Origin of the sequence: Treponema putidum (assembly GCF_000755145.1) — a bacterium.
GTDB classification, from domain to species: domain Bacteria; phylum Spirochaetota; class Spirochaetia; order Treponematales; family Treponemataceae; genus Treponema_B; species Treponema_B putidum.
Genome location: NZ_CP009228.1, coordinates 613,270 through 625,524, shown reverse-complemented (window position 1 = coordinate 625,524; position 12,255 = coordinate 613,270). Strand labels below are relative to the sequence as shown.

At 42.1% G+C, this 12,255-nt stretch carries 7 protein-coding genes, 1 tRNA gene, 3 rRNA genes and 1 pseudogene; 9 read left to right on the top strand and 3 right to left on the bottom strand.

The annotated features are described in order from the left end of the window. The first annotated feature begins 55 nt into the window (after positions 1-55). The 3 genes and pseudogenes from JO40_RS02770 to JO40_RS02765 form a co-directional block, all read left to right on the top strand. Complete coding sequence (locus JO40_RS02770; protein ID WP_245608973.1) at positions 56-211, top strand: hypothetical protein; 156 nt, start codon at positions 56-58, stop codon at positions 209-211. A gap of 435 nt (positions 212-646) precedes the next feature. Further along, entirely contained in the window at positions 647-784 is a 138-nt protein-coding gene (locus tag JO40_RS13830) for a hypothetical protein (protein WP_158506563.1), read from the top strand. Continuing rightward, positions 775-1,041 (top strand): annotated as a pseudogene (locus JO40_RS02765) (hypothetical protein); the annotation flags it as partial. The gene JO40_RS13830 and the pseudogene JO40_RS02765, both read left to right, overlap by 10 nt. Before the next feature lie 232 nt (positions 1,042-1,273). Here the strand turns inward: JO40_RS02765 and gatB are convergent. From gatB to JO40_RS02750, 3 genes are read right to left on the bottom strand one after another with little or no spacing between them, the layout of a single operon-like run. Beyond that, positions 1,274-2,755 (bottom strand): Asp-tRNA(Asn)/Glu-tRNA(Gln) amidotransferase subunit GatB, encoded by a 1,482-nt coding sequence (gene gatB / locus JO40_RS02760; protein WP_044977795.1) that lies wholly within the window; start codon positions 2,753-2,755, stop codon positions 1,274-1,276. Next, positions 2,748-4,205, bottom strand: coding sequence for an Asp-tRNA(Asn)/Glu-tRNA(Gln) amidotransferase subunit GatA (gene gatA / locus JO40_RS02755; protein WP_044977794.1), 1,458 nt, complete (start codon positions 4,203-4,205; stop codon positions 2,748-2,750). Before gatA ends, gatB begins: the two co-directional genes overlap by 8 nt. 14 nt (positions 4,206-4,219) lie before the next feature. Then, complete coding sequence (locus tag JO40_RS02750) at positions 4,220-4,531, bottom strand: Asp-tRNA(Asn)/Glu-tRNA(Gln) amidotransferase subunit GatC (protein WP_044977793.1); 312 nt, start codon at positions 4,529-4,531, stop codon at positions 4,220-4,222. A gap of 545 nt (positions 4,532-5,076) precedes the next feature. Between JO40_RS02750 and JO40_RS02745 the strand changes: the two genes are divergently transcribed. The 6 genes from JO40_RS02745 to JO40_RS14390 all read left to right on the top strand — a co-directional run bounded on the left by JO40_RS02745 (position 5,077) and on the right by JO40_RS14390 (position 11,616). Then, a 16S ribosomal RNA gene (locus tag JO40_RS02745) occupies positions 5,077-6,622 on the top strand. A gap of 145 nt (positions 6,623-6,767) precedes the next feature. Next, positions 6,768-6,841, top strand: a tRNA-Ala gene (locus JO40_RS02740). Positions 6,842-7,025: 184 nt separating this feature from the next. Continuing rightward, a 23S ribosomal RNA gene (locus JO40_RS02735) occupies positions 7,026-10,013 on the top strand. 116 nt (positions 10,014-10,129) lie between these two features. Further along, positions 10,130-10,241: ribosomal RNA gene (gene rrf / locus JO40_RS02730) — 5S ribosomal RNA — on the top strand. Together the 16S, 23S and 5S rRNA genes with 1 tRNA gene alongside form the textbook arrangement of a ribosomal RNA operon. Before the next feature lie 77 nt (positions 10,242-10,318). Continuing rightward, positions 10,319-11,116, top strand: a complete 798-nt coding sequence (locus tag JO40_RS14395) for a DUF58 domain-containing protein (RefSeq protein WP_245608972.1) — start codon at positions 10,319-10,321, stop codon at positions 11,114-11,116. After that, a complete protein-coding gene (locus tag JO40_RS14390) occupies positions 11,113-11,616 on the top strand; it encodes a hypothetical protein (RefSeq protein WP_245608971.1) in 504 nt (167 codons plus the stop codon). The genes JO40_RS14395 and JO40_RS14390 overlap by 4 nt, the downstream gene beginning before the upstream one ends. Positions 11,617-12,255 lie beyond the last annotated feature (639 nt).

Below are 12,255 nucleotides of genomic sequence, written 5' to 3'. Positions count from 1 at the left end.
GAATTAGGGAGGTGTAAATATTATACCGATTCAAGGTTTAGGACTTCTTTATGTTATGGTAATTTATATAGGCGGAATATCTTTGATATCGAACAACGGAGTAAGGCACAGTGTTGCAGGTGCACGTTTGGAAAACGCCGTTATCGCTTTAAGCCTGATACTTTTGTTTGTGATATGTCTTATGATATACGGAGAATTTTTTAAGGGATAGAAAAAACGAGATACCAATTTATGATTTAATCAACACCCCTGATGCAGAACTTTTCCGAGAAACAGCGATATTTCTGACTTGGGACAACAGGACTTTTCCAGCAGCGCAGATTCAAAAAAAATGCTGATTCCTACTTGACAAAAAACATGGGAACCCGCAAGGAACGCCAAGAGAAAATGAAAGAATATGTCATCAAAACACCATCAAAATTCCTTTGCGCTCTTAGCATCTTTGCGGTTAAATTAAAAAAAACGCTCTTACAAAATTGAGGTAATTGTGGTATAATACAATCAATGAGGGGATGGCTATGAGTACTTCAAACAGAAAATTGATAAAAAATGTACGTCCTTGTACATTTTTTATCGTCGAGTTTTGAGCTGTGCTCAAAACATCGCATTTGCGTGGAACCACCGCCATCCGTGGCGGTTATATAGTATGAGTACTTTTGCAAATAGGCGGAGTAGATGCAAGGAGATAGCCGAAAATAAAGCGGATGCGTATCGAGTATACGTTGAGCATTTATTTTCGGCGTGCGACGCAGCAGATGCCCGCATATTTGCAAAAGAGAGGTAATAAACATGTTAGTAGCCGAATATGATTATGATACGGACATCGCAGTACAAAGAGAAGAAAGCCTAAGGATTGGAATACAGCAAGGAATTGAGCAAGGTATTGAGCAAGGAATTGAACAAGGTATACAACAAGGCTTTTCCGACGGTTCATACCAAACAAAGCTTGAAACGGCAAAGAATTTACTTGAAATGGGGTTTGCCATAGAAGCTATCGTAAGAGCTACCGGTCTCAGCAGAGAAGAAGTCGAAAACATTTGAAACGCCTGTGGCAATTTTTGAATAGCCTTTTTAAAAATAGGCGGAGCAGATGTACAATAAAACCGCCAAGCCCGCAAGGAACGCCAAGGGAAAATGAAAGACCTTCTTCCCCGCGCAGGGAATGCCCCTTTCCCCGCAGCGGACAGGATGTCCGCTTGAGAATGTCCTTTCGGATTGGGACTGATTCAATCCAAAAGTAAAAAGGGAAAGACACCGTAATTGTTTGAAAAGCTTATTGTGTCAGCCTTTTATTCACAAGGTCAGCCGCATGTTTTGGGTTGGCCTTGCCGCCCGATTTTTTCATAACCTGTCCCATAAGCCAGCCTGCAACATTGGTCTTCCCGTTTTTCCAGTCGTGAACGGCCTCGGCATTTTCGGCAAAAACTTCTTCGACGATTTTTTCGATAAAGGAAGAATCGCTTACCTGTTCCATGCCTTTTTCGGCTATTACGGCAGAAGGCTTTTTACCGCAAGCTATCATCTCGGCAAAAACATCTTTGGCCTGCTTGCTTGTTATCTTTCCTTCTTCAATAACATTTACAAGCTCGGCTATAGCCTCAGGCCCGAATTTTAAATCCGAAAGAGAAGAGTTTGTTTCGTTTAAAATAGCCAGAACTTCTGCCAATATCCAGTTGGCACATTTTTTGGGAGAAGAAGATTTTTTAGCCGCCTGTTCAAACCATTCTGCCAGCTCTTTTTCAGAAGTCAGGGTTTGAACATCGAATTCCGACAAGTGATATTCTTTTTTAAAACGGAGCCGTTTTGCTTCCGGTAATTCTCCGACCGAATCACTTACCTCTTTGATAAACTTATCGCTCAACTCCAAGGCTCTTAAATCCGGTTCGGGCATAAAGCGGTAATCTTCCGCTATTGTTTTTGTACGCTGTACTACGGTCTGCCCCGAAAGTTCGTCCCAGCCCATGGTGCGTTTAAAGCCCGTCTTAAAAGCGATACGGTCCTTGCTGTTGTATTCTTCCAGTTGACGGGAAACCTCATAGGTGCAGGCATCCTTTACAGCCTTAAAGGAGTTCATATTTTTTATTTCGGAAATAGGAGTTCTAAATTCTACACCCTTGTCGATGATTTTTAGATTGACATTTGCATCGCAGCGCAGGGCTCCTTCTTCCATGTTTCCGTCGGTAACGCCGATAAATTTTAAAATCTCTCTGATTGTCTGCATATATTTCGCAGCCTCATCGGGCGTAGACATATCCGGCTTTGAAACAATTTCTATTAGAGGCACGCCTGAGCGGTTAAAGTCAATATAACTGTGCGAGCCTTCTATGTGAAGGCTTTTGCCTACATCTTCTTCCAAATGGATTCTCTCAATTCTTATCTTTTTGAATTTAGGTTCTTCATTTGGAGCAGCAAGGTTCACCTCGACTTCACCTTCTTCACATAGCGGTGTGTAAAATTGAGTTATCTGATAGCCCTTTACAAGGTCGGGATAAAAATAATGCTTTCTGTCGAATTTGGAAAAATTATTTATCCGGCAGCCGAGGGCGTGTCCGGCCTTAATTCCGAATTCTACATATTCCTTGCTTACTCTGGGAAGCGCTCCGGGCAGACCGAGACAGCAGGGGCAGACCCTCGTATTGGGTATACCGCCGTAACGGTTTTCGCAAGCACAAAAAGCCTTTGTCTTTGTTAAAAGCTGGCAGTGTATTTCGCAGCCTATAATTATTTCATATTCTAAATTGCCGTGTTTAAGCATTTTGTTCCTCCCAGGCCTTTGCAAGTTTTAAGATACGGTCTTCAGAAAATTTCTTTCCGCAAAATTGAATACCTACCGGAAGACCTGCCTTTGTTTTTCCTGCCGGAACCGAAAGTGACGGAATACGGGCAAGGTTTACAAAGGTTGTAAAAAGGTCCGAAAGGTACATAGCGATAGGATCGTCTACTTTTTCGTTAAGCTTAAAGGCCGGGGCCGGAGCCGTAGGGCAGATTATAAAGTCGTATTTTTGTAAAACCTCATTTACTCCCTGAGCTATTTTTGCTCTTACATTTAAGCTTTTTTCGTAACAATCTCCTGAAAATTCTTTTGAAAGAACATAGTTGCCGGTTATAATCCGTCTTTTAACTTCGGGGCCGAAGCCTTCGCTTCTTGTTTGAATATAAAGCTCGTCATTTCCCTTGCCGGTATCTTTGCGGAGGCCGAATCTTATTCCGTCTATGCGGGAAAGATTGCTTGCTGCTTCCGAGATTGCAAGGGTATAATATGTCGGAATGGATGCCTCCAAAACAGGTATGGAAACTTCTTCAAGTTTTGCTCCGTTTTTGGTAAGCCAAGCACAGAGTTCGTCAAAGACTTTTTTTACTTCAGGATCTAAGCCTTGGGTATTTAAGAATTCCTTGGGGATTGCAAACTTTAATGAGGCTATTTCTTCTTTTGAGTAGGCAGATAGTTTTAATAACGAAGAAAAATCGGCTTCTTCCGAAGTTTCATCCTTTTCGTCCTTTCCTGCCATAACGGCGAGACCGAGGGCTATGTCGGCTGCTTCTTTTCCGAAAAGGCCGACTTGGTCAAGGGAAGAGCTGAAGGCGACTACCCCGTACCTGCTAAAAAGCCCATAAGTCGGTTTAAGGCCGTAAATTCCGCAATAAGAAGCAGGAAGACGAACCGAGCCTCCCGTTTCAGTTCCTAAAGAAAAGGGAGCTTGATTTCCTGCAACTACTGCAGCCGAACCTCCTGAGCTGCCGCCCGGAGTTCTTTCCCTGTCAACGGGATTCCTTGACGGACCGTAGCATGAAAATTCGGTTGAAGAACCCATAGCGAGTTCGTCCATATTTATTCTTCCCATTAAAACGGCTCCCGCTTCCAATAAGCGGTCTATTACCGTTGCATTGTATGGAGCATAGTAGCCTTGTAATGAGCGGCTGCAGCATGTGCAAAGCTTTCCTGCCATTGAGATATTGTCTTTTACTGCGATGGGCAGGCCCAAAAGAGGCTTTTCATCAAAGGAAACGCCTTGAGCTATAAGCTCATCCGCCTTTTTTGCATTCTCTTCTGCATCTTCAAAAAATTCTATAAATCCGTTTAATGGGAGAGGATGTTTTAAATCTTTTTCATACTCATCCTTAAACGCTCTAAGAATTTGAAGGGAAGAAAATTCTTTATTTTTTAATTTGTCACGCAGCTGTGTAAATGTCAAATCAGTTATCATGAAATTTTATCTCCTTAGGCTCCTGAGCCCAAAACCTTTGGAACCCTAAAATAATTATCCATATATTCCGAAGTCATTTTTTTAAGGTCGCTTTGAGCAAGGCCTTCTTTTACTTCGGAGGAGCGTAAGTCTGTTTCACTGTGTTTTGCATACATCGAAGAATCCAAACTGCTGTCCGCAAATTTATCCAAGATTTCAAAATAACCGACCAAGTTATTTACCTGTCCCGATATAATGAGACCCTCGTCTTTCGATAAAGAAAGGCGGGAAAGATACAAAAGTGTCGAAAAAACTTCTTTTGATATTTTATTGCTATTTTTTTCCATAAGTAAAGGGAATAATATCATAAATGTAAAAGGATGTTAAGTAGGGCGGAAGTTATGGTTCAGGATTGAATAAATCCAGGCTTATAAATTTTATAAAAAGGACTTGACAAAAGTTGTAGAAAGGTATATATTCGCTTTCACCGTCTGAGAGGGCGGGATTGCATTGAAAAGCGCAGAAAACACCAGAAAAGTTTTGAAAGTTTTGCTTTTTGAATGAAGACGAGGCTTCTTAAGTTTAGCAGTTTAAAAGCTGCAAAAATGTTAAAAAAAATAAAAAAACTTTTAGAAAGCACTTGACAAAAAGTGAGGAAATAATGTATACTCACTTTTGCTCGCTAAATAGCATTTTATGCTTTTTAGCAAATGATATTTGAAACTAAGAGGGAAGGGAAAGAACAAAAATAGCCAAAGCGAAAAGCTTTTGGTAAGGAAAGTATCAAAAACCGGTAAGGGTTAGCTGATTAGCCTTTACCAAATTCCTTAAAAATAAGGGACAAACTTAAATTAGAAATCAAACCGCTCTTTAAGGGCGGCTTGAAATAATAATGATGGAGAGTTTGATCCTGGCTCAGAACGAACGCTGGCGGCGCGTCTTAAGCATGCAAGTCGAACGGTAAGGGAGAGCTTGCTCTCCCCTAGAGTGGCGGACTGGTGAGTAACGCGTGGGTGACCTGCCCTGAAGATGGGGATAGCTAGTAGAAATATTAGATAATACCGAATGTGCTTATACGGATAAAGCCGTATAAGGAAAAGGAGCTACGGCTCCGCTTTAGGATGGGCCTGCGTCCCATTAGCTAGTTGGTGAGGTAAAGGCTCACCAAGGCAACGATGGGTATCCGGCCTGAGAGGGTGAACGGACACATTGGGACTGAGATACGGCCCAAACTCCTACGGGAGGCAGCAGCTAAGAATCTTCCGCAATGGACGAAAGTCTGACGGAGCGACGCCGTGTGAATGAAGAAGGCCGAAAGGTTGTAAAATTCTTTTGCAGATGAAGAATAAGGGGAAGAGGGGAATGCTTCTCTGATGACGGTAGTCATGCGAATAAGCCCCGGCTAATTACGTGCCAGCAGCCGCGGTAACACGTAAGGGGCGAGCGTTGTTCGGAATTATTGGGCGTAAAGGGTATGTAGGCGGTTAGGTAAGCCTGGTGTGAAATCTACGAGCTCAACTCGTAAACTGCATTGGGTACTGCTTAACTTGAATCACGGAGGGGAAACCGGAATTCCAAGTGTAGGGGTGGAATCTGTAGATATTTGGAAGAACACCGGTGGCGAAGGCGGGTTTCTGGCCGATGATTGACGCTGATATACGAAGGTGCGGGGAGCAAACAGGATTAGATACCCTGGTAGTCCGCACAGTAAACTATGTACACTAGGTGTCGGGGCAAGAGCTTCGGTGCCGACGCAAACGCATTAAGTGTACCGCCTGGGAAGTATGCCCGCAAGGGTGAAACTCAAAGGAATTGACGGGGGCCCACACAAGCGGTGGAGCATGTGGTTTAATTCGATGATACGCGAGGAACCTTACCTGGGTTTGACATCAAGAGCAATGACATAGAGATATGGCAGCGTAGCAATACGGCTCTTGACAGGTGCTGCATGGCTGTCGTCAGCTCGTGCCGTGAGGTGTTGGGTTAAGTCCCGCAACGAGCGCAACCCCTACTGCCAGTTACTAACAGGTAAAGCTGAGGACTCTGGCGGAACTGCCGATGACAAAATCGGAGGAAGGTGGGGATGACGTCAAGTCATCATGGCCCTTACGTCCAGGGCTACACACGTGCTACAATGGTTGCTACAAATCGAAGCGACACCGCGAGGTCAAGCAAAACGCAAAAAAGCAATCGTAGTCCGGATTGAAGTCTGAAACTCGACTTCATGAAGTTGGAATCGCTAGTAATCGCACATCAGCACGGTGCGGTGAATACGTTCCTGGGCCTTGTACACACCGCCCGTCACACCATCCGAGTCGAGGGTACCCGAAGTCGCTAGTCTAACCGTAAGGAGGACGGTGCCGAAGGTACGTTTGGTAAGGAGGGTGAAGTCGTAACAAGGTAGCCGTACCGGAAGGTGCGGCTGGATCACCTCCTTTCTAAGAGAAAGGGTAAGTATAGAAGGTTGTTTTAACTTTCTAAATAATATACAAACTAATACTTGTATAATAGTCTTGAAGTACACAAGACAATTTGATACTTCTTTCTGTTCTTTCCTGAAACTCTTTTTTATAAAATAACTGAGGGGATATAGCTCAGCTGGCTAGAGCGGCGGCTTTGCAAGCCGTAGGTCAGGGGTTCGAATCCCCTTATCTCCATAAGGCCTTGTTTAACGACAAGGTTTTTATTCGCCCAATCGCTAAGAAAAGGCGAAAAGATATTTGACATAGATAGGGAAGGGAATGAAGGCGCTGGAATGTAAGTACATTACAGCGTGAAACTTAAGAAAAATACAAAACTTCTTTTTAAGCGAAAAGTGAAAGAAAGAAGGGACAATAATATGGTCAAGCGAAGAAATAGGTTTATGGCGAATGCCTATGGAGCTGAGAGGCGAAGAAGGCCGTGGTAAGCTGCGAAAAGTTCCGTGTAGGAGCACACATCCTGTGATACGGAAATAGCCGAATGGGGTAACCCGTTAGTAGTGATACTAACATTACGCTCTTGAATAAAATAGAGAGGTAAAGCGATACTGAGTGAACTGAACCATCTAAGTAACTCAAGGAAAAGAAATCAAAAAGAGAATTCCGAAAGTAGCGGCGAGCGAAATTGGAGGAGCCTAAACCCTTATAGAGGGAGTTGAAGGGCTGCATCGGCGTGGGACCGACAAGTGATAAATTCGATTTATAGCAGAAAGGTTTTGGGAAAGCCTGGCGAAGAGGGTGAAACCCCCGTAAGCGAAATAAATCGGAACTTGTTGATGCAGTACCTGAGTACGGCGGGGCACGAGGAATCCTGTCGGAAACAGGGTCGACCACGATCCAAGGCTAAATACTACTCAAGCTACCGATAGTGAACAAGTACCGTGAGGGAAAGGTGAAAAGAACCCCAGTAAGGGGAGTGAAATAGAACCTGAAACCGTAAACCAACAAGATGTTACAGCCCCTTTATGGGGTAGTAGCGTGCCTTTTGTAGAATGAGCCTGCGAGTTACGATATGCAGCGAGGTTAAGGAATAGWAGTTCCGGAGCCTAAGGGAAACCGAGTCTTAATAGGGCGTATCAGCGAAAGCTGAAGTTTAGTTGCATGTCGTAGACCCGAAGCCGGAGTGATTCTAGTCATGAGCAGGTTGAAGCAAGGGTAAAACCTTGTGGAGGACCGAACTATAATCTGTTAAAAAAGGTATGGATGACTTGTGACTAGGAGTGAAAGGCTAATCAAACCCGGAAATAGCTGGTTCTCCCCGAAATGCCTTTAGGGACAGCCTCATATAAAATTATCGGAGGTAAAGCACTAGTTGGACTAGGGGGCGTCAAAGCCTACCAAACCCAGTTAAACTCTGAATGCCGATAATCAACGTATGGGAGTGAGACTGCGTGCGCTAAGGTTCGCAAGTCAAAAGGGAAACAGCCCAGACCGTCAGCTAAGGTCCCCAAATACTGCTTGAGTGTGAAATGAAGTGTGGATACCTAGACAGCCAGGAGGTTGGCTTAGAAGCAGCAATTCCTTTAAAGAGTGCGTAACAGCTCACTGGTCGAGTGTCCATGCGCAGATAATGTAACGGGGCTAAGCAGTATACCGAAGCTACGGGTCTTATGCGATTAAAGCATAAGGCGGTAGGGGAGCATTCCATTAACTGATGAAGGCATACTCGCGAGAGGTGCTGGAGGAAATGGAAGAGAGAATGCAGGTATAAGTAACGAAAAGGGAGGTGAGATCCCTCCCCGCCGAAAATCTAAGGTTTCCTGGGTAAAGGTAATCTTCCCAGGGTAAGTCGGCCCCTAAGGCGAGGACGAAGGTCGTAGTCGATGGGAAATCGGTTCATATTCCGATACCTTTTATAATTTCGATGGCAGGACGCATGAGGTGAAACCCGGCCGGCTAACGGATGCCGGTCAAAGTAAGCGAGCCGTTAAAAAGGATGAATAGGCAAATCCGTCATCCAAGGTAAGCTGCGACAGCGAGTGAAACTAAGGTGGAGCGAAGCGGGCGTAATCAAGGTGCCGGGAAATACTGTCTAAGGTTAGGTTATAAAAGACCGTACCGTAAACCGACACAGGTAGATGGGATGAGAAATCTAAGGCGCTCGAGAGAACTCGCGTTAAGGAATTCGGCAAAATGCACACGTAACTTCGGAAAAAGTGTGGCCTCCTTTTTTTAAAAGTTGAGGAGGCGGCAGAAAGCAGGCCCAGGCGACTGTTTATCAAAAACACAGCCATCTGCGAACCAGCAATGGGACGTATAGGTGGTGACACCTGCCCGGTGCCGGAAGGTTAAGAGGAGAGGTTAACAGCAATGTGAAGCTTTGAATTGAAGCCCCGGTAAACGGCGGCCGTAACTATAACGGTCCTAAGGTAGCGAAATTCCTTGTCGGGTAAGTTCCGACCCGCACGAATGGTGTAACGATTCTGGGCACTGTCTCAACGCGAGACTCGGTGAAATTTATATACCGGTAAAGAAGCCGGTTACCCATAGTTAGACGGAAAGACCCCGTGAACCTTCACCGCAACTTATTATTGGGACTTGGTTTATCATGTGTAGAATAGGTGGAAGGCTATGAAGCTTGGCCGTTAGGTTGAGTGGAGCCGGCAAGTGAAATACCACCCTTGATAAATCAGGTTTCTAACTCTTCCCGTGAAGCCGGGATGGGGACAGTGATAGGCAGGCGGTTTGACTGGGGCGGTCGCCTCCTAAAGAGTAACGGAGGTGCGCGAAGGTCTCCTCACGCCGGTTGGAAATCGGCGCAGCGAGTGTAAAGGCACAAGGAGGCTTAACTGCGAGAGTGACAGCTCGAGCAGATACGAAAGTAGGTCTTAATGATCTGGCGGTAGCGAGTGGAAGCGCCGTCACTTAACGGATAAAAGGTACTCCGGGGATAACAGGCTGATATTCCCCAAGAGTTCACATCGACGGGAATGTTTGGCACCTCGATGTCGGCTCATCGCATCCTGGGGCTGAAGCAGGTCCCAAGGGTTTGGCTGTTCGCCAATTAAAGCGGTACGTGAGCTGGGTTCAGAACGTCGCGAGACAGTTCGGTCCCTATCTGCTATGGGCGTTGGATACGTGAGAGGAGCTGTTTTTAGTACGAGAGGACCGAAATGGACGAACCTCTGGTGTACCGGTTATCCTGCCAAGGGTAATTGCCGGGTAGCTATCGTTCGGAAGGGATAACCGCTGAAGGCATCTAAGTGGGAAGCCCGCCTCAAGACTACGTATCCCTGAGGGTTTAACCCTCCTAAAGACTCCTTGCACACTACAAGGTTGATAGGTTGGAGGTCTAAGCACAGTAATGTGTTAAGCCGACCAATACTAATAAGTCGTGAGGCTTGACCATATTATTGTTTCTTTTTTCTATATATAAAAAATTAACCTTTTTTCTTCATTCTCTTACCTTATTCTTGCACTTAAAACTGAAGATACGGTTTTAAGTCCTTAATTTGTTTTTTATTGCCAGGTGGCCATAGTGGAGAGGTAATACCCGTTCCCATCCCGAACACGGAAGTCAAGCTCTCTTACGCCGATGATACTGCTGATCAAGTGGGAAAGTAGGATGCTGCCTGGCTTTTTTTTATTCCACCACCGGTTTATCGGATTGTCCATTCCTTGATTATTTAACTAAAAAATGTTAGGATGTATTTGATGAAGGTTTTTAAGCTTACGGTTCCCGGGATTATTTATATTCTATTTTCAATCCTCTTGTTGACGGGAGCCGGTATTCGAGGCGAATTATTTGCGGTTGTTTGCGGCGTTTGTTTATGCCTTTATTTTGTATTATCCTTAGTGTGCCTTATTATTTCTATTTTCTTATGTGAAAAAACAAATTATTTAATAAAACTAAAAAATGAAAAAATTTCTATTTTACCTGTAGGAAACCGAATAGGAAAAAATCTTTTTCCTATTATTTTACCCGGAGTAATTATCTTTTACATTTTTGAATTTTCGTCGGATTTGAATGATAAAAAAAGCCGAAGACTAAGATTTAATATCAAACTTAAAAGAGAACAGACTTTTTTTTCTATTCCAAAAGAAGAACGAGGCAGATTTTTTTTAGAAAGAGAATATATTGAACTTTCCGATCTTGCAGGTTTTTTTTCATTCCGTTTATTGAAAAAAGAAAAGTCAATACCTCAAGTTTTTATTTATCCGGTATTAAGTGAAATAAAAACTTTTTCGTTTCCTGCAATTTTAAATGAAACCTCCGATCATACGATAAATTTGAGACGAACTGATGAACTTTATGATACTCGCCCTTATTTCCCCGGGGATGATATACGAAAGATTAATTGGAAACTATACGCTCATACTCAGGAACTTAGTATAAAACAGGGTGATTACATTCCGCCGCCGAGGTCTTTTTTTACAGTTTATGTTGAAACCCCCGTTGTAAGCCGCGATTTTGAATTTTATAAAAAAAATTTGATGAGTTTATTAATTTGATTTCATCGATAGCTTTTTATTTACATCAAAACGGAATAAGTTTTAAAATTCTTTTTTATGATAACGAAAAAAACTCTTATGAAACGGAATTAGTGTATGTTGATGAGACGGATGCCGAAGAAACAATAAAAAGGATTTTTTCCATTCCTCAACTTAAAATTTTGAATAAAAAGAGTGAGTATGAACCTAAATTAAAAAAGAATTTCTTTATTGATGATGAAAATAAAAAAAATTATTTGCTTTATTTTTTTATGCCTGTACAATCAGGTAATAAAATTTTTGAAAAGTTTTTTAGAAACTTTTCGGATTATAAAAACGAATGTGCCTTTTATACCGGCCTTGAAACTATAATTTATAAACCAAAAAATATTTTACATTCTTTTTTGTTTTATACATTTTCTCAAAAAAAATACCGTCTTTTGTCAAAACAAATGAATGAAAATATTGAAACTATAAAATATGCATTGAGAAATGGAGGATTTTATGCTTACTCGATATAAGCTTAATTTTCTTTTGCGTATATTTTCGCTTATAATACTTAGTGTTATTCCATCATTATTTTTGTTTGAAATTTTACCTTCATTTATTCTTCCTTTTTGGACTCTGATTGTAATTTTTTTATGTTATAAATTTCAAGAAAAACGAATAAAACCATCATCGGCATTTATTTTAATATGCTTAAGTGTAATTATTTGTTTATTCTTTATTTTATTTATATTTAAAATCATATCGATAGAATTGTTTGATATTTTATATTTACGTTTAGATATTATTATTCCTTTTTTGATACTTCAAACCCTTTTTATTTCGATTTCTACTATTGGTTTTTGTAAAAATGAAAAATACCGCCGCTATGAATCCATAGTTTTTTTTAGCATTTTTGCTCTTCTTTTTTGGACTCAAGGAAATTTTTCAATGTCTGTTTTTGAACATCCGATATATGCGGTTTTCCTTTCGTTAATATTTTCCGTACTTGAAATTTTCCGTCTTTTTCTGTCTTTTAATTTTGAAAAAAAACAACTGAAATTTTTTTTATTGTTTTTATCTTTTTTTCTTTTATAATCTTTTTTGTACTGAAAAACTATAATGAGGCCGCATCGGTTAATCATGGAGGTTTATTGCAGCCGACTCTATTTCGA

Coding starts and splice junctions, on each gene's coding strand:
- gatB (WP_044977795.1), bottom strand. CDS start 2,755: ATGCTTAAACACGGCAATTTAGAATATGAAATAATTATAGGCTGCGAA.
- JO40_RS13830 (WP_158506563.1), top strand. CDS start 647: ATGAGTACTTTTGCAAATAGGCGGAGTAGATGCAAGGAGATAGCCGAA.
- JO40_RS02770 (WP_245608973.1), top strand. CDS start 56: ATGGTAATTTATATAGGCGGAATATCTTTGATATCGAACAACGGAGTA.
- JO40_RS02750 (WP_044977793.1), bottom strand. CDS start 4,531: ATGGAAAAAAATAGCAATAAAATATCAAAAGAAGTTTTTTCGACACTT.
- JO40_RS14395 (WP_245608972.1), top strand. CDS start 10,319: ATGAAGGTTTTTAAGCTTACGGTTCCCGGGATTATTTATATTCTATTT.
- gatA (WP_044977794.1), bottom strand. CDS start 4,205: ATGATAACTGATTTGACATTTACACAGCTGCGTGACAAATTAAAAAAT.